The sequence below is a fragment of the Mesorhizobium sp. WSM4849 genome, from assembly GCF_055811385.1.
The window spans coordinates 21,033-39,930 of record NZ_JBVVPW010000018.1 but is presented as its reverse complement, the minus strand read 5'-3'; the positions used below and the strand labels follow the sequence as shown (position 1 = coordinate 39,930).

Below are 18,898 nucleotides of genomic sequence, written 5' to 3'. Positions count from 1 at the left end.
GGCAGACTGCCTGAACCAGGACTGGACCGGCTCCGGAGGTTGTTTGATGATCCGCCCGATTAATACCGTCAAGCCGCCGCCGCCCAGGGTCGATCCAAAGGCCAATGCCGAGCAGACTACGCGGCTGCAGGCGGAAGCCACGAAATTGCAAAATGAAATCCGGCTCGCCAACAAGATGGGTGAGGCCGACGCGGCCGCGGGCGCCCGCCAGCGGCTGACGCAGGTCAATGCGGAACTGACGACGGCACAGCCGACTGCCCCGGCGGCGCAACCAGGACCGGTGCCGCCTGCCGCAGTCACCGCAGCAAACGGCAACGGCGGCACCACCGCCGCGCCTGCGCTTTTCACGACGCAGAATTTCGGCGGTACGCCAAACCTCCTGCTGACCAGTGGTGAGCCCGACGACGGTGGTGTTTCGCCGGAAGTCACCAAGGCGAAGGACATTCTCAAGGAGATCGAGGGCGGCAAAAGCATCGACAACATCGCCGCCGAGCAGGGACTGGCTCCCGAGGATGTGGTGGCGGCTCTGAATGCCGGCGGCATGACGGCGGTAGCGACCGAGCACGCCAACGGCGACACCCGCACGGTGGTGATTACCGCCGGAGACCGCACGATCACCGAAAACCAGGATTATCACCACGGCGGCTACTACACCGAAGTGACCGGCCCCGACATGCAGGCGACTTCCTCGCCGATCCGGGACGATCTCGGCCGCAAGGAAACCACCAGTGTCGACGCGCAGACCGGCGCGATCACGACCACACTGGTGGACGATCTCGGCGACGGCGCGGTCACCGAACGCACGACCAATCCCCAGACCCGTGAAACCACAACCACCGAAACGAGTGGTGACGGTGCCGTCACCACCACAAGGAACCTGCCGAATGGGTCGACCGTGCAGACGGTGACGCCCGCCGGCGGCCCCGCATTGCCGGTAACCACGGTTACGGCTCCGGGCGGCGAGGTGACCACACTGGCGCAATCGCAAACGGCGGACGGCTCGGGCGTGCCGTTGATCCAGGAACAGCTTGCCGCGGGCAAAAGCATTGACGAGATCGCCGAGGAGAGCAAACTTACGCCGGAGCAGGTGATCGCCGAGCTGAACGCCGCCGGCCTCGAGGTGACGCAGGGCGGTGACCCTGGCGAGACCCTCCAGATCGTCGTCACGGATCCGAATACCGGCAGGACCGTCACCTACAACAATGACTACCATCATGGTTCGCGCTCGGTGACGACCACTGAGGGAAGCACCGAGACGACCGACATGGTCGACGGCAACGGCGTGACCACCCAGATCGAGCGCAACACCGAGACCGGCGAGCAGACCACCACCATCGTCGACCCCAGGAACAACACCGAAACGACGATCGTCTTCGACAAGGACGGCCGACGCACCGAAACAATCGTAGAGACGCTGAACGACGGCGAGCCGATCGATTACGAGGTCCAACCCGGTGACAATCTGAGCGACATCGCCGAGGCGCATGGTGTGACGCTGGACGATCTCGCCGAGAGCAATCCGGAACTGTTCACCTCTCCGCGCGATCCCGACCTTATTCATCCGGGAGAGACCGTGGTGATCGAGGGTGCCACCAGGACCACCGTCAATGTGACGTTTAACGGCTACACGCTGACCACGTCGCCAGACGGCAAGATTACGCTGACCAACGATACCACCGGCGCCGTTACAGATATCGCGGCCGGCACCACGCAGGAAGCGTTGGCCGAGTTGTTGCTGGACATCAACCCGAACAGCAATGACCCGGAACAGGCCAAGGAAGACCAGATACTCAAGACGACGCTGGACGGCATATTCGGCGGAGCGACGCCAGAGCTGACCACGGAGGCGCTTGAAAAGCAGCAGGCTGTGGTCGCTGCAATGGAATTATATGGTCGGGGACAAGACGCAACCGGCGCGACTCTCGACGGTGGTCCCACGTCGGTTGGTCCCTACGGGAACCCACCATCAGCCACGGCTCCTTCAGGCGGGAAGTGGGTGCCGTTGCTGGTCGACGGGAGCTGGAAATGGTTCGACCCGGAGGTGGCCAAGGCGATCGCAGCCGAGAACGTGGCGATTGCGAACTTCGGTGAGGCAGAAGCAAAGGCTGCGCAGAGCGCAGCACAGCTCGACGTCTATGCACTTGACCCTGAATTCAAGAACGCCATGGAGGGTGCCGAGTCGACGCTCGACGAGGCGTTGGCGCCTTATGGACTGGATTGGAAGCCGCCCGAGCCGAAGGGCACGCTGGCAGATGCGCAAAGTCGGTTGAGCCTCGCCAACAACGCGCTTGAAAGCGCCAGCACCGCCCGGGCCGAATACGAGCAGGGCCAGACGTCACTTCTCGAAGCGATCGACAAACAGGTAGACCTGCCGACGCTCAGCGATCCCAACCAGACGGCTGTCAGCAGCCCGGATGGCCCCAGTGCCGAGGAAACCAGCCAACAAGGAAAGGCCGCGCACGCGGAGGTCGCCGAGCTCTTTACAAACGTTTCGCTACGCACCGCCAACGGCAACAAGGCCACGATCGATCAAATGATCAGCTCGACCGAGCTGGAGCTGAAGCTTACCGATGCCAAGCCTGGAAGCCCAGAATACACGGCCATCGAAGAGCGGCTTGAAGGTCTGCAAACGCTTCAGGGGGCCGCGGCCAATCAGGTGACCCTGGCCGAGGCATATCAGGAGTATGGGGTTGCACAGGCAGAGGCGGCGGATCTTGCCGTAACCATGGAGCCTCTCAAGCAGCAACTGCTTGCGCAGGCGCAGGAAAGAAACCCGCACCATTTCGATTGGGAAGGCTATACCAATGGACATGGTGACTTTACTGGCAAGATAAAATCGCAGGACATAGTCGAGGAGAACGGTCAGCTCTATGTCGTTACCGTCTATGAGAACGCCACTTTCACCGACGAGAACGGTGATGACACCAACGTACATAAATCTGCCCTGACATATGACCTCAACGACGAGGGCATCAGGGAAGATTTCCGCAACGATCCGCTCAACAAGCAGTGGCAGGAGATGCTGGCCTCGACGCAGGACATATCGTCGGCGCCGGTATGCACAGCCAGCGGCACGGGATCGCAATCGGCGCTGGATGCGGCCAAGTCGAAGATTGTCGGCGTGCAGGTCGACCAGCTTGATGCCGGGCTGAGAGATGCGAAGACGGGGCTCGTCGACGCGACAACGGCACGCGACCAGGCGATCACCGACTACGGGCCGGGAACCGTAGAGGCGCCCGCTGGCACGCTCAAGCCGGGCGAGACGGCGGTGAAGATCACGGTGAACGGCCGCGACCTGTGGGTCGCGCCGGAAGTTGCCGCGGCCTACGAGGAGCAGGGGCCGGGCGCAATCGGCGACAGCGGCAAGTGGGTCCAGATCGAGATGGACGGCCAGAAGCTGTGGGTGCACCCCGAAGTTGCGGCCGCGGAAATCGATCGAGGCCAGGCGGAGACCGAAAAGAACCAATTGGAAGACTGGGAAGAAAACGTGCGGCCGGCGATGGTGGCTGGGCGCGACTGGTACGCTTTTTCCGCAAGCCACCCCAAGCTTCTCGAATACGGTTCCGCCGAGCATGAGGCGAAACTCAAGTACGAGTATTTTGAAGAACACAAGGACCAGGCGCTGGCTGGATATCAGGTCCAGTTCGAGAACCTCTACGAGGCCGGCTTCACCGGCGAATACGAGACATATACGCCGGACCAACTCAGCACTGCCGTTGGTCAGACCCTCGGGCTCGACGCGCCGAGTGAAGACGTCCAAAAGGTCACCGAAGAAATCACCGACCGCGCCGGCGACGACGCCGAGGTCAAGATCGTGCCGGTTTTCTCCCTCGACGGCGGGAAGGAATCGACGACGGCTTTGTTCGCGATCAAGAGCGGCGGCGACGAAATCGGCTATGTCGACAGCTCGGGCAAATATTACAGCAGCTTTGACGAATTCCAGCACGAGAACCGCATCTTCAGCGAGAAGGGCAATCTGGTCATGGCCAAGGGCGGCGACATGTCGCTCGGCGAGGATGGTTTTTCGCTCGACGAACTGGAAGTGGCCGACGCGCGCAAGGTGGGTTTCTGGGACAAGGCTACCGACATTGGCCTTGGCATCGTCGCCGGTGTCTCCACCATCGTCTCGTTCGTGCCGGGCGGCCAATGGGCGATTCCCATCGCGATCGGCTCCGGATCAATCCTTGGCGGCAAAGCTCTGATCAAAGAGGGTGATCACCTCCTGCAGGGCGGCGACTTCGACAGCCAGTCGGCCTGGAATGTCGCCACCGGCGTAACTGCGTTCCTGCCAGTGGGCGCGGGTGCTCTGCGCACATTCGGCTTGGCCAAGACAAGCCTGTCCAGATCCCAGGCTTTCGCGGGCGGCTTCGGGATGACCCGCATGAAGGATGCCAGCTGGGGCCTCGGCAGATTCCAGGTGAACGTAGAGGAGGCCTCTTATGCTGGTAAGGTCTCGGAGTTTATGCAAAGCGGCAACAAGCTGACCACCGCTGCGTGGAGCCTCGATGCCGGCGCCGTGGTTACCGGTGTTCCGTTGCTCGGCAAATCGGTGGAGGATCTGGCGGCGCATGGCGGCGAGATGTCCCTGCTCGAGCTCGCGAACGCAGTCGTGGGCATAGGCGTCGGCACTGTCGGCACAGGCTTGGGCGGCCGCTCTCTGTTGTCCAACATGCCTGGAACCGGCGGCGCCCGGAATGAAACTCATACGTCGGAGACGGGGCCGCAACCGCGGGCCGTCTACGAAGCCGGCCCCGACGGTGTCTACAGGCCCACCGGCGAGCAGGTCATGCCGGATCCAGATGAGATCATCATCGATGGCGACGCGGCCGGCGAAACATCCGGCCAGCAGGGAGCCGGTTTCGGCGCCCGGAACGGTTTTGATAACACGGGAGGGGCTAACCGTCCAACCGGTCCGAGGGCGCTGCCGGCCGGCGAGTCCGACGGTCCGAACCCACCGCCACCCGCGGGCGGCAAGGGTGATCCATCAGGCGACGGACAATCGTCGCGGCCGATGGTCGTGCATGAGCAAGGCACCGACGGCGTCTATCGCCCGACCGACAAGCTGGTCTTCCACGATCCCAGCCACCCCGTCGTCGAGGGGACGGTTGTCAACGTCCACGATGAAGGGCCGAGCGCCCCGGGCGAGCGCGGCGATCCCGAGAATGCCAGCGACCGAGACGCCGAGGGAGCGCGTGAGCAGAATGTGCGCGTCCCCGCCGACGGCGATCCGATTGTGGTTCCGCCAGTCCGCGGCGATGGAACGACGCGCCCGGCCGAGAGCGGCTTGCGGCTCGTCTGGGACCCGGCGACCAAGACGTTCACCGACATGCCAGGCCCCAATCCCGCGGAATACGTCTACACCAGCGGCAAGGATCCGCAGCAGACGGGCTACCTCGACGGCGCACGCCCTTACGATCCGGCCGTGCTGGCCACCCCGGACGAGGTCCTGCTCCAGTCCGAAACGGAAACACGCGGGGCGGAAGGCACGCGCCCGTTGATGCGCTACACTCTCGGCAACCGCCATACCGGCGAGATGCTTGTCGATTTCAACCTGCCGGAAGGGCAGAGGGTTGTCGCCATACCCGAACCCAAGGCGATCACCGCCGCGCCGGAGCCGGTGCCGGCTCCTGTCGAGCTCGACCCTTCCTTGCCGGTGCTTTATCTCGGCGCCGACGGCCGCTGGACAACCGATCCGAACGCCCGCACGGAGCCACCGGCCGTGACGGACACCGGGCACCCCAGCCGGTTTCGGCCCGACGGCACGCCGATCATCAATCGTTTCTCGTCAAACCCGTACAGCTTCGGCCAGACGTTCAATGCAGTCAAAGCCGGCCTGCGGCGGATCGGCACGCGTTACGCGAATACCGAACCCCGCTATGACTATCCGAAGCTCGGAGAGCTGGTCGACAGCATCTATCACCGGCCGGTTCCGCAGGACGGCGTCACCGCCGGACAGGACATCTATGTCGAGGCCGGCGGCGAATACCTGCCTGCCAAGGTCGTTGTGGCCGGCCCGCAGGCGAGCATGACCCGCGACATCGTCCTGCCGGGCGAGCATGCGACGGATGCCGGCTACCTGGGTTCGGGCAAGACCGTCGAACGCGCCAAGCGCGGGTCGATAACCACGCCGAACGGCCAGATCAGGGTCAACACCCCGGCACGGGAAGTCCATACGTTCGATCCTGCCGACAATCCGGAAGTCAGCCATCGCTCGGCGCTCGGCGAAACCCTGGCCACGATCTTGCCGGCGCTTCCCGACGATGCGGCGACGCCCGCGCCGATGTGGACGCCCGAGCAGCTGGAACTGGTCGGCGACTATCTCCACTCCCTCGAACGTTCCAGCGATCCTGTCGTCCGCGATGCGGTGACCATGACCAGAGTGCAGCTCGGCGGCAGGGGCCTGCCTCAGTCCGGCACGGAGATGACGCAGGCCCAGCATCATGCGCTTGGCGAAATGCTCAACGCCGACCGCAACAGCCCGTTCACCGGCTGCAAGCCGGCCGGCCAGCTTTCGATGAACGGCCTGACGACCCTCCAGGTGTTCAGCGCTCAGGGCAAGCTGCCGCATCTCTCGCCGGGAGAAGTGATCGACCAACTCGGCCTGTCGTCCGACGCCAGGCTGCCCCGCGGCGAGCAGTTCCTTACCGCCGGGGCGCTGCCAGGAGAAGCCGGCTGGACCGACGCCGGCCGCGGCATCGTCGGCGATTACCTCAAGGCTGCGTCACGCTCCACCGATCCGAACCTTGCCGCCGCGGGTAATGCCGCCTCGCCGTTTTTCAAGGGGCGCGCCACCAAGCCCGGCAAGGCGGTGACCGCCGCGCAGCAGGATGCGCTCATGCAGGTCCTGCAGGCCGACAGTGGCAGCACGTGGGTCTACGGTCCGAAGCTTCAGCCGGAGACTTCGTTCAAACCCGCCGGCAAGCTTTCGCCGGAAGGCCGCTACAATGAGAAGGTTCTGTCCGGCCACGACACCTGGACGCCGTATCTTTGGCGACAGATGCGCGGTTACGCCGCCAACCAGCAGAAATCCGCGGACCCCGCGGTCCAGTCGCTCGCGCACGCGCTGGAGAACGCGTTGCCTGCAAGCAAGCCCAGGGCCGGGACCGAGATCAACAGCGAGGTGCCCGTCCTGCTGGAGCGGTTGCTGGGTGCCGACAAGGCGAGTTCTTGGCGCGCCCCGACATTCTTCACCGATGCACAAGGGGTCTGGCGGTCCGACCGCGCCACCGTTTCCTGGTTCCTGCAGGAGCACGAAGCCAATGTCCTGGGCGGCCCCGTGCTGGACGACATGGTGACCAACGGCGCCTTGCTGGCTGCCGGGTGGATCCTCGGCCCCGACGGCCGCACCGTCACTCTCGGCGGATCGATGCTCGGCGTCGGCATCAAAGTGCCGCTGCCCAGCCGGCAGGTCTATGGCGAACTCAGCCTGAAGAACAACGGCCCGAACGGCACGGGCTTTCTGCTCCCGGTCCATCCCAACGACGCGAAGGGCCAGAAACTTTTCGTCAATGGATACCGGCCGAATTTCGCTTATGACGAGGCGGCGGCTCCCTCCGCCCGGTGGGTCGCCTCGGCGCCGATGCTGTCGAAGAACACGTTCCAGAGCGAAAGCGCCTTTGGCGCTTCGATATCCCTGGCTGGCTTCTCTCTGAGTGGGGCCTACGTCAATCGCACGCTGCGCTATCTCGGCGGCGAAGGCGGCCGGCCGGGATATACGCACAGGGAGCCTGGCCCGCTCAGCCAACGGGCAGCCTCTTTCTGGGAGGAGGCGACGAGAGGTGGCGCCAGCCACTATAGCTCCGAAGGCAAGGTGCCTGGTTTCGAGGATCGTCTCCTCTACCGCAACTACAACGTCATTGCGCCCGTCGGAGGCGGCAAGCAACCCTGGCGCGGCACCCCCGCCTTCGAGGGCGTTCCGCGCGAGACGGGCGCCGGGCCGCTCAACCGCCTGGACCGCAAGGACCACGGCGCCGGTCTCGCCGTGAACTATAGCCAATGGCCGGTAACGACGGTGGAACTCGGCTCGGTGAGGAAGGACCTTGTCCCGCATGCCCGTACCGCCCGCGCCCACCCCGGATCCTCCGAAGGCGCGCAAAAGGTTTTCTCCGCGCTGGACACTTCGGGAGGGCAACTGACGCCGGACGTTCTGCAGCATCTCGACGCCTATCTCGCCGAAGTTGCGGCATCGCCGCACGGCGATTTAAGGTTTGCTGGTCAGCGCGTGTTGGATGTGTTCCCGGAACTGGGCGTGGCGCCATATCCGGACCAACTCGCCTCCGCCGGCGGACGACCAGACGGCATGAGCAGGCCCGCCTGGAAGGCGTTGCGGCAACAGCTGGACCAGCAGGCCCGCAGCGAACTGACGCCCACGCAGGCCCATTACCTCAACCGGCTGCTCGAGCAGGATGTGCTGCACAATTCGCCGCCGACCCCGCCGGCACTTGGCTCCGGGCCGCCGGATGGCACCCCGCCGGCACTCGGTCCGGGACCGTCGCAAAAAACGCTGCGGATCGTCGACGAGAATGGCGAAACGGCCACCGTGAGGTATCTCGGGACGCCGCCCAAGAGCGCGGAGAACGTATACGTGCCGCCTGCGGATGGCCCGCAACTCCGCAGCGACGACCCGGCCTTGGCTCACAAGTCGCATATTCTGCATCGCGATCCGGAAACCGGGGAGCCGGTCGTGCTGCCCTGGATACGTGGTGCTTCCGATGACCATGTGCCGGGGAGCCTCGGGCATCCCGAGGAAGGCAATCTGCCGGTCGACGGCGCCGGCGACCCTGCAAGACCCTTGCGCGGCAATGTCGGCCCCTATGTTTTCCGCGCCGATACACGTGCGCCGAGCGAGATCAGGGACGCGGGCGGCTTCTCGCCACCGCCGCCGACAGGAATCTGGGTGGACAATCCGCAAGGCATCGTCCTGAGCAACTATGTGCTTGGCAATACCCATGGCCGTTTCGTCGGCACCAGCCAATCGATCTCGGGCGCCAAGACCTTCGTCGCGGAAGAGTCACGGGCCGCGCGGCAGCAAGGCTATACCTATCTCTATACGCTCAGTCCGAGCAGACCGCGCCTCCACGTCCCGACTGAGTTCGAGGCGATGGGCCGGCCCGTCAGCGACAGAATGGCTCGCGTCGACGAGACTGCAATCGACGGTAGCATCCCATGGAACGAGGTCCATGGCTGGCGGATGATGGATCCGGACGGGAACTTCGTCGGTGAGTTCACGCGCAATGACGATGCCGTCGCGCCCGGCGGATCAACACAAAAACGCCCGCAGGTGATCTTGCGGCCGGCCGACGAGTTCTGGGATGCGCCAGCCCAGGCCGAAGCACCGCCGCCGGTGGCCGAGGTGGTCGGCAACGAAACCCCAACCGTGGCTGGCGAAATGCCGCAGGCGGCGAATAGTGCCGCCGAAACGCCGACAGCCGCGACATGGCCGCCGGCCCCTGACCGGGGAAGGGTGGTCTTTGACTCTGCCAGCGGAAGGATCGTCAGCCTTGAGCTTCCGGTGAGTTCCGCAGCGGAGCCGGGATTTGCCGAACCCGTGCGGGCGCCGACCGGGCCGGAGGTCAGAGCGCTTGCAGCCGATCAGATTTCCGAACTCACCGGCACGCAATTGCACGCCATCAAGCCGGCGCACATCGCCAAGCTGGCGCCTCAGCAGGTGGCTGCACTCAGCCCCGAGCAGATCGGGCAACTGACGTTCGATCAACTTGCCGCACTTCGGCCGACGCAGTTGCGGGCTCTGGGTGGCGAACAGCTCCAGGCGATCAGGCCAAGCAGATTGCAGGCTGTTGCCCCTGGCCGGATCACCGGCTTGCGGCCGGATCAGGTCGCGGCCTTCTCACAGGAGCAACTCGCCGCCCTGACCACCGAGCAGGTGCGCAAGCTGACGCCCGACCAGATCGCCAAGCTCAGTGATGAGCAGCGCAATGGCCTTACGCCGGAACAGGTCGCCGCCATGAGACCTGCCCAATTCAGCCATCTCGGTGCGACGCAGATTGCGGCGCTGGACCCAGCTCTCGTCGCGGCACACGATCCCGCGACGACGGCAAAGCTGTCGCCAGGCCACATCACAGCCCTGACGCGGGAGCAGCTTGGCGCTCTGACCATTCATCAGATCGAGGCGCTGACGAAACAACAGATAGCGGCGCTGACGCCGAAGCAGCTTGGCGAATTGAGCCCCGGCCAGTTGCGCAAGTTCACGCCCAAGCAGTTTGCCTGGATGTCGACCGAGCAAACAAATACGCTTTCGGTGCTGCAGATGACCACCTATCGGGCAACCCACAAGAAGGCCATGACGCCGGATCAAACTGCGGCCGTTGATCAGGCGCTGAGCCACGCCCGCCTCAAGGAGAACGCGCAGTTGGTCGCGACATTCGGTCCGATGGCCGGCTCCTCCTACACGGTATGGCAGATCTTGCCACCGCATTGGGCCGCGACGGCTGCGGGCGTGGCGTTCGGCGTGCGCGGCATCGTCTTCAGCGCGCAATCGGTCTTTCCGAACGCCACGGCAAATCACAAGCCGCTGGGACGCGCCCTCAATGCCGCGAGCGGGGCGTCGTTCATCTTTTCGTCTCCAGGCTCGGCCGCCGGGCTGCTGCGCGGCGACAATGTCGGGGTGAACGGCTCCTTCTCACTGGGCAATGTGGTCTACGGCACGAAATCCGCGCTGCAGTCGATCGCCGGACGCCCGGTGTTGCGGAACGTGGCCGAGCATCTGGCCGGTCCCGGTTATGTCTTTGGTTCCCTTCTCTACACGGCACAGAACCTGCACTCGCCGCTGGCCGCGACGGCGGGCGCCTTGTTCACCGTCGGCAGCGCTGAGTTCTGGGTGTCGGCCGCGCGCACGGATCTGCTCAATCGCCGGGCCGTGCCAAGGACGGACGAGCAGATCGACGCCCGCGCAAAGTCCGACGCGCGCTGGGGGATCGCCGATCGCATCGCGCTAGGCGTGACCTTCGGCGTCGGTATGCTGCTGTTTGCCTGGGATGCGCTGGACGACCAGCCATGGAACAACACCGGCAAGACGCCGGCAACCGACCCGACTGCGCCGGGCAACGACCCTTCCGGCGTCGATGGCGCGCCTCCGGACGAAAGCACAGAGCTGCCTGATCCCGGGACGCAAACCCCGCCGCAGGACTTCCCGCAGCTCGCCGTGCTGGCCGATGACGGCCTGAATTTGCGGGCGCAGCCTGACGGGGATTCGACCGTGGTGACGGTTCTGCAACCCGGCACCTTCGTCGAGCAGACCGCCGGGCCTTCGACAGACCAGTCAGGAGACGCCTGGATACCGGTCGAGGGTTTCGGGCCGGACGGTGACATGCATAGCGGCTGGGTTTCCGGCGACCATGTCGAGGCGCATGCCGACGGCAGCAGCAATGCTGCGGGCCGCACCAATCCAACGCTGGAGAAAGACGGCTACCAGTGGGTCGAGGTCAAGAACGGCGACAGCATTCGCCTGATCGCCAGGACCCATTCTGCGGATGTGGCCGAGACGGTTGTGCTCAACATGGATCATATCCTGAGCCCGGATCTGATCTTCTCAGGCGACCGCATCTACCTGCCGGCCACCTTGGGTTGAGAAACCGCGGGCCTGAGCTTGTCGGTTCTCGCAGCATAGGCATGCGCAACGCAGCCGGCCAGCTTTGCCGCCCGCTCCGCTGCCGGATTGGAGGGTTCGGAAGAGTAGGAGGCGGTAAACTGCAGGTCTGACGGGTGCCATTCGCATTCGACGATGCGCAGTTTACCGCTTGCGAGATAGTCCTGGACCACTCCCTCAGGCAGCGAGGCTATGCCGATTCCGTTGAGTGTCATCGTGATGGAAGCGGCCAGCGAATTGGCCGGAAAGATGCGCGGCGTCTCTTCGAATTCGCCGGTGAGCTTGCGGTAGAGTTCGCTATAGGGTCGCGTAGTGCGCGCGTAGCTGATGATGGGAAACTGCATCAGGTCGTTCAGCGTCACCTTGCGCCGGTCAGGCAATTCCAGCTGCGGCGAGCAGACCCAGACAAGCGGAAAGGACGGCATCTCGATATTCTCGATGCTGTGCTCCAGGACAGGGCCCATCAGCACCGCAAGATCGAGCCGGTGTGACATGAGTTCGTTGCGAAGGGTCGTCGTCGCATCGACGACGATATCGGTATCGACAAGCGGATAGTTTGCTTTCAGTGCCTTGAGGAAATCCGGCAGCCAGGTGTGCACGATCGTTTCGGCAACGCCAAGCCTCAGCACCCTCGTCGTCTCTGATGTCTCTGAAAGAGAGCTGGCCATCAGTTGCAGCCGTTCCGCTACGCGCAAAACCCGTTGGGCAGGTACCAGCAGCCGTTGTCCCTCGGCGGTCAGCCTGACTGTACTGCTCTGCCGCTCGAACAGCTTGGTTCCAAGCGCTTCCTCCAACCCGGCAATTCGGGTGGACACCGCCGGCTGCGTGGTGTTCAGGCGTTCCGCCGCCCTTCGAAAGCTTCCGAAGGTCGCCACCAGGAGAAAGGTTTCGAGCTGCTTGATGTTGAAAGGTATCACGACTGGGAATCACTCATTTGCGGCTTTCGGGAACGGCCATCAATGCCGCACAATGATCTGGCTGCCGATCTTCACTCGGTCATAAAGATCGACGACGTCCTCATTGGTCATGCGAATGCAACCGGAGGAGTTGGCCTGTCCGACGGTCCATGGCTGGTTGGTGCCGTGGACGCGATAGAGCGTGTCGCCGATATACAATGCGCGCGCGCCCAGTGGATTGTTCGGTCCTCCCTCGACATGCGCGGGCAGGAAGCGGCCCTTTGATGCTTCTCTGGATCGCATTTCGGCCGGCGGCCGCCAATCTGGCCAGTTCTTTTTGTCCGAAATCGTATCGCGGCCGGACCATTCCAATCCCTCCTTTCCAACGCCCACCGCGTATCGCAATGCTCTGCCGTTCCCCAAGATGTAGTAAAGGCGCCGCTCCGTGGTGTTGATGACGATCGATCCCTTCGGTTGAGCCTCGCTGAAATGCACGACCTCCCTGGGGATTGCCGACCAATCGGGCTGGATTTCTTCATCCGGAGTCTGATCGGGAGCGGAAGGGGAGACCAGCACATTTCTTGCCGGATCGTAAGCCCAGCTTCGTGGGTCATAACCGCTATTCGATTGGGCCTGCGCCGGCGTCATGGCGGCAATCGAGGTGGCAGCTACCAGAACTGATGCACACAACCTCCGGATAAGGCGCGGGCTCTGGATCAGGCGCGGCGTGACCCGGACTTTGCGTCCGGCAAAGTTGACGGGAACAGGCAAATTCGCAAGCAGGATCATGTTTGCCGCCACCAGGACCGATCCCTTCTGCATCCAGGCGTTCGGCCGGCGATCACCTGATTCCAGCGCGCACCATATCGCTTTGCTGGCGGTTCGCAACATTTGGCACCAAATACTCATGTGCAATCCAATTGGACTTCCAATTCCGCGATGTGCACGATAAAGTGAATCGGCGGGTAAACCATGAGACAAGCGACGCGGGCCATCGCTCGTGCGTCCCTTTGCGATAGGACAAATGTTGACGGGACGCGACACCTGCCATGCGGATCGGTTGTTGGGAGCCAGGGCTGCTTTTGCCGCCTGCGGTCTTGCGATGATCCTGGCGTTCGGCCTTGCCTCGTCGCCGGCCAACGCCGCCGAGCCGCGCTGGCCTGCCGGCCCGTACAAATACATCACCGTCGATCAGTCGGTGGCTGACGCGCTGGTCGAGTTGGGCCGCAACATGCGGGTGCCCATGCGTGTCAGCAAGCTCGTAAAGGGGCGTTTAAGCGCCGGCATGCCGGTTGGCACCGCCCGCGAGTTTCTGCAAGAGATTTGCAATCGATACGGGTTGGTCTGGCATTTCGATGGCATCGTCATGAACGTCGCGACCGAGGCTGAGGTCCGGACGGAAATGATCGCGCTTGATGCCAACACGGCTGCCAATGCGGAAGATCGGCTTTCGCGGCTGGGGGTCATCGACCCGAAGTTTCCGATAAAGGTGTCCACGCAGGACGATGTTGTCTCGGTATCGGGGCCGCCGTCCTATGTTGAACTCGTCAGGAAAACATTGGGAGTTCCTGCGGCGCCGAGCACGAAGCAGGAGGCTGGCAAAGTTGTTCCGGTCCGCGTTTTCCGCGGCAGGCAAGCGGAGGCGCAGAATGTTCCCTCCGGCAAACCGAACTAAGCAAGCAGGAGGGCAGGTTCATGCAAATCGCGCCGATTGGAGCCCTGGAAGCCACACTGGCAAACTTGACCACCAGCGTAACTTCGCAGCAGCAGATCACCGCCGGAACGACAGCGCAGCCGGGTAACCGAATGGTGGGTGCCAATCAGGAAAAACATGAGGCCGCGAAGGTTGGCATGCCTGAACGCGGGGATGTCGCCATGCGGGCAGGCCAGCAGGTGGCGCAGGTGTCTTCGGGAGCCAATCCGGCAATGGCCGGACAATCCTCCAAATTGGAAAAGACCGAGCCGGTCGCCGAACACAAGCTCTTCGACTATCTGGCCGAGGTGGAGAAGGCTGGGGGCGGGGCGCTCACGGATCCGTCCGCATTGTTCGGTTCTGCGGTTCAGTCGCTGGAAGGGACCATGCAGCAGGTCCAGAAGGCGCTTGGCCAGGCAAACGCCCCCGTGAATGCTGAAACGGCCACCATGCAGGATGGCGCCGGCAAGACCGCCCCGTCAGGCAAGGAAGGCGAAAATGCCACCGCGAAAAATGCCGAGCAACTGCTCGAACGATCCATTTCGGTGATGTGGGCAGCCGCCAATCTCGAAGTGGTCACGAGCAGCGTAACGGCCGTTACGTCATCCACCAGCACGCTTATCAAGCAACAGTAAGCCTACGGAGTGTTCGTGCACACACTATCCTCGCCGCGGCGGTCAACACTATTGAATCGATGCGGCGCCCGGTGCCGCGTCGCGCTCGTCGTGGTGAGCATGCTTGTGCTCCAGGCGTGCTCGGTTGAGCTGTATTCCAACCTCAACCAGCGGCAGGCCAACGAGATCGTAGCCACGCTGATGCGTCACGGCATCCCGGCCCAACGCGAGGCCGGCAAGGACGGCAAAATGACGGTTTCCGTACAGAAGGACCGTTTCGCCGAAGCCATGGCGATTCTCGACGAAAGCGGGTTGCCCAAACAGGAATTCCAGACGCTCGGCGACGTGTTCAAGCGAGACGGGCTTGTATCCTCGCCGGTCGAAGAGCGTGCGACGATGATTTATGGCCTGAGCCAGGAGCTGTCGCAGACGATTTCGGACATCGACGGTGTGCTTTCCGCGCGCGTTCATCTCGTCCTGCCCGAAAACGATCCGCTGAGACAGCGGCTGGTCCCATCGTCCGCCTCCGTTTTCATCCGGCATCGCGCATCCGTTCCGATGAATGAGCTGATCCCTCAGGTCAAGATGCTGGTGGCCAAAGGCATCGCGGGGCTGACTTATGACAATGTGTCCGTCACGCTCATTCCGGTGACCGCGGCAGTTCCCGAGAACGCAAACGGCGAGCCAGGTTTCACAACGTTCCTCGGCCTCTGGTTGCATCCCGACAGCGTCGCCGCCGCGATGTGGCTGTTTTACAGCATGACGGCGGCACTATTCGCGCTGGCTGCCCGCTTGGCTTACGTCCAGTGGTATCGACGACCCGGCGTTTATGCGCTCGACGCTTCGGCAATGCCGGTGAAGAAGAGATGATCCAGACCGGCTCGACGCAAACTGCCAGCCCGGAATGGCAGACATTCATGGCCAATCCCGCCGGCTATGCGGATGCGGCCCGGCTGGCGCAATGCTTTGACGGCACGATCGGCGAGGCTGCCTGCGAGCGTATGTTGCGGTCGCAGCGCCTGCATGAGCGATTGTCGGAGCTTCTGCTCGATCGTTACGGCCTCAGCGGCGCCGTTTCCGACGAACCAGCCGATGAGATAGACCGTGCGATTGCTTTGTCGTCGGGAGAGGAGTTGGAGGAACTTGCGCTTCGTGCGGGCGCGATCTACTGGGCCGGCAGTCTGGCCGCCGTCATCGACGGACGCCAAGCCGCCGCGCTGCAGGCAGCGCTCGGCGCGGAAATCTGCGCTTTCGCAGTCGCCAACCGCGATCTGGCCGGTCCAATGCAGCCGTTGGAGCCCCTGGAAGACATTCATCGTCGTGTCCATGCCGACGGCCTGCGTTGCCTTGGCGCCTGGTGTCAGGCGATGCCGGGCGAAACGAGCATTCGGGTCCGCCTCAAGCTGATGCCGCATGAGCTTGTTGACCATCCGACGGCCGAACCATTTGCCGAAGCTGGTCCGGCGATTGTTCGACGGGCGATGGGTTAGGCGAGATGGTCGAACCGGGCAAAGCGACCACTGCCGTGCCGAGGCGCCCCGTCGCCCGCATCCTGCGCGCTGCCGAGGCACGCGCCTGGCAGGATGCGTACGCTTTTCTCGACGAGGCCAGGCGTGATGCGCAGCAGTTGCGTGACGCCGCTCGGCGAGCCTATGCGGCCGAATATGCGCAGGGCTATGAAGATGGCAAGGCGCGAGGCGACGCGGATGCCGCGCGTTTGGTCAGCGAGACCGCGGTCAAGGTAGATCGCTATCTCGGTGGACTGGAAGCCGAAATCGTCAATCTAGCTCTTGATGTCGTCAGGCGCGTGCTGGGAGAATTCGACGCGAGCATGCTGGTCGCCAAGGCGGCCGCGCAGGCCGTCACTGAAATTCGCCGCGCCAAATATCTGAAGATCCGACTTCATCCTGCTTCCGTTAACAGGGTTCGCGACGAACTGAACGCGGTCCTGCGCGAGAGCGACTTGGGCATGACGGTCGAGATCGACGCGGACGATACGCTGGCGACGGGCGCCTGCATCCTCTCGACCGACATTGCCGTCATTGACGCCAGCATCGAGGCACAGCTCGATGCCATTGCCGCTGCGATTTCATCAAAGGCCGAGGCGGCGGCATGACAAGTCCCGCCAGCAAGCTCGAGAGCCGCCTCGCATCGATCGTTCCGAACCTGCGTTCCGGCCTGCGCGACGATGCCAGCCGACCCAGGAAAGGGCGTGTACGGCGGGTCACCGGCACGGTCATTCACGCGACGGTGGAGGAGGTTCGGATCGGCGAGATCTGCGAACTCCTAGATCCCAGGACCGGCACGGCGACCAAGGCGGAAGTCGTTGGGCTCATGGACGACATGGCGATCCTTGTTCCGCTTGGCGATCTCACCGGCCTTTCAAGCCTCACGGAGGTCATTGCGACCGGAAAGACCCAAACGGTGCGCGTCGGGCCCGGCCTGCTTGGTCGGGTGATCAGCGCGTTCGGCGAGCCATTGGATGGCAAACCGCTTGCGCCGGATGGCATTACCGGCAGCTATCCGGTCAATGCCTATCCGCCATCGCCGCTGGAGCGCAGCTTGATTTCCGAGCCTATCCAGCTCGGTATCCGCGCCCTCGATGGGCTTCTCACCTGCGCGCGTGGGCAGCGCGTCGGCATCTTCGGCGAACCTGGTGTCGGCAAGTCGATCCTGCTTTCGGATATCGTCAGCGGCACCGACGCAGATGTTGCCGTGGTGGCTCTTGTCGGCGAACGCGGACGTGAAGTGCGCGAATTCATCGAGCATCAGCTCGGGCCGGAAGGGCTGGCGCGGGCAATCATCGTCGTCGCGACGTCCGACCGGCCGGCGATCGAGCGCGTCAAAGCCGCCTATGTGGCGACCAGCATTGCCGAATATTTTCGCGACCAGGGCAAGCATGTGTTGCTGGCAATGGACAACATCACTCGGTTTGCCCGTGCGCAGCGCGAGATTGGCCTCGCTTCAGGCGAGCCGCCAACGCGTCGCGGTTTTCCGTCTTCGCTTTTTGCAGTTCTGCCCCGATTACTCGAGCGCTCAGGGCCTGGCCGCATCGGCTCCATTACAAGCCTCTACAGCGTTCTCCTGGAGGGCGATGGCACCCTGGATCCGGTTGCCGAAGAAATCCAGGCGCTTCTTGATGGCCACGTTTTTCTGTCAAACGAACTTGCGCAGCGCAATCATTTCCCGGCCATCGACGTGCTGCGCAGCCGCAGCCGTCTCATGGACACGGTGGTGCCGTCCGAGCATCGGTCGGACGCCGGCCGCTTGCGGGAGCTGCTCGCCCGCTACGCCGACGTCGAATTGCTGCTGCGCGTTGGCGAATATGAAAAGGGCAGCGATGCGGTGGCGGACGAGGCGGTGGCGAAGATCGACACCATCAACGCCTTCCTGCGACAGCCGTCCGCCACACACGAGACCATCGAGAGGACACGCGAACGCATGCGGGGGATCGTCAATGAAAGATCGTGACATGATCGCACGATTGCGCGACCTCAGGCGCCACGGTGAACAGCGCGCAAACGAAGCGGTCATAAGGAGATACGCCGCCGCGCAGCGAGCCGCCGGAGCGGTTCAGCAGGCGGCCGCCGCGGTCAGCAAACACCTGCAGCGCACAGCCGATGCTGAGAATGCAGCGTTCGGTTCGCTTGTTGGACAGCCGGTGAAGGCCGCCAGCCTTCATAGGCTTCAGGGACAGTTCGAGCGCGCCGCCAGGCAAACCGAGCAGCTTCGGGACAACGAGAAGCTGGCCGGCGTCACCGAGCAACGACGCAAAGCCGAATTATCGGCAGCCCGCAATGATCATCGCGCCAGCATGAGGGCGGTGACGAAGCTGGACGGGCTGTTGGAGCATCTGACCAAACGCACTGCGCGTCGTCGCCTCGCGCTGGCCGAGCTTTCCGAGGAAGACGAGCGCAGTCCGCTGCGCTTGCCTACAGAGCGATAGTCCCAATCCGTGATCGTGAATATGGAAGTGTGATGCCTCAGGCCTTGGCGTCGGCAAAAAAGAAAGCGCGCGCAGAGCCGGTGAGACGCACACGCTCAAGCGTTGGCGAGCCGCTGACTTTGGAATCTGTTGCGGCCGTGGAGG

The 18,898-nt window shown here is 63.5% G+C and carries 11 protein-coding genes; 8 read left to right on the top strand and 3 right to left on the bottom strand.

The window, feature by feature from the left end; translation table 11 throughout:
- Nucleotides 1-46: 46 nt before the first annotated feature.
- Nucleotides 47-11,587: a LysM peptidoglycan-binding domain-containing protein gene (locus AC0L3L_RS20805; protein WP_473638955.1), complete on the top strand. Its 11,541-nt coding sequence runs from the start codon at nt 47-49 to the stop codon at nt 11,585-11,587.
- Here the strand turns inward: AC0L3L_RS20805 and AC0L3L_RS20800 are convergent.
- Complete coding sequence (locus AC0L3L_RS20800; protein WP_473638954.1) at nt 11,563-12,522, bottom strand: LysR family transcriptional regulator; 960 nt, start codon at nt 12,520-12,522, stop codon at nt 11,563-11,565. The genes AC0L3L_RS20805 and AC0L3L_RS20800 overlap by 25 nt on opposite strands.
- A gap of 39 nt (nt 12,523-12,561) precedes the next feature.
- The gene (locus AC0L3L_RS20795; protein WP_473638953.1) at nt 12,562-13,683 is read right to left on the bottom strand and encodes a L,D-transpeptidase; all 1,122 of its coding nucleotides are present in this window, start codon (nt 13,681-13,683) and stop codon (nt 12,562-12,564) included.
- Nucleotides 13,684-13,699: 16 nt separating this feature from the next.
- On the opposite strand from AC0L3L_RS20795, the gene AC0L3L_RS20790 reads away from it, so the two are divergent.
- The 6 genes from AC0L3L_RS20790 to AC0L3L_RS20765 are packed head-to-tail and all read left to right on the top strand — an operon-like array spanning nt 13,700 to nt 18,279.
- Nucleotides 13,700-14,176, top strand: a complete 477-nt coding sequence (locus AC0L3L_RS20790; protein WP_473638952.1) for a type III secretion protein — start codon at nt 13,700-13,702, stop codon at nt 14,174-14,176.
- A 20-nt stretch (nt 14,177-14,196) separates the two neighbouring features.
- Nucleotides 14,197-14,829, top strand: a complete 633-nt coding sequence (locus AC0L3L_RS20785; RefSeq protein WP_473638951.1) for a hypothetical protein — start codon at nt 14,197-14,199, stop codon at nt 14,827-14,829.
- Nucleotides 14,830-14,838: 9 nt separating this feature from the next.
- A complete protein-coding gene (sctJ, locus tag AC0L3L_RS20780; protein WP_473638950.1) occupies nt 14,839-15,678 on the top strand; it encodes a type III secretion system inner membrane ring lipoprotein SctJ in 840 nt (279 codons plus the stop codon).
- Entirely contained in the window at nt 15,675-16,298 is a 624-nt protein-coding gene (locus tag AC0L3L_RS20775) for a SctK family type III secretion system sorting platform protein (protein WP_473638949.1), read from the top strand. Before sctJ ends, AC0L3L_RS20775 begins: the two co-directional genes overlap by 4 nt.
- Before the next feature lie 5 nt (nt 16,299-16,303).
- Complete coding sequence (gene sctL, locus AC0L3L_RS20770; RefSeq protein ID WP_473638948.1) at nt 16,304-16,924, top strand: type III secretion system stator protein SctL; 621 nt, start codon at nt 16,304-16,306, stop codon at nt 16,922-16,924.
- The gene (locus AC0L3L_RS20765; RefSeq protein WP_473638947.1) at nt 16,921-18,279 is read left to right on the top strand and encodes a FliI/YscN family ATPase; all 1,359 of its coding nucleotides are present in this window, start codon (nt 16,921-16,923) and stop codon (nt 18,277-18,279) included. The genes sctL and AC0L3L_RS20765 overlap by 4 nt, the downstream gene beginning before the upstream one ends.
- Here the strand turns inward: AC0L3L_RS20765 and AC0L3L_RS20760 are convergent.
- Nucleotides 18,263-18,490: a hypothetical protein gene (locus AC0L3L_RS20760; RefSeq protein WP_473638946.1), complete on the bottom strand. Its 228-nt coding sequence runs from the start codon at nt 18,488-18,490 to the stop codon at nt 18,263-18,265. The two genes, AC0L3L_RS20765 and AC0L3L_RS20760, sit on opposite strands and share 17 nt — an antisense overlap.
- Between AC0L3L_RS20760 and AC0L3L_RS20755 the strand changes: the two genes are divergently transcribed.
- Complete coding sequence (locus AC0L3L_RS20755; protein ID WP_473638945.1) at nt 18,470-18,754, top strand: hypothetical protein; 285 nt, start codon at nt 18,470-18,472, stop codon at nt 18,752-18,754. The genes AC0L3L_RS20760 and AC0L3L_RS20755 overlap by 21 nt on opposite strands.
- Nucleotides 18,755-18,898: the final 144 nt, after the last annotated feature.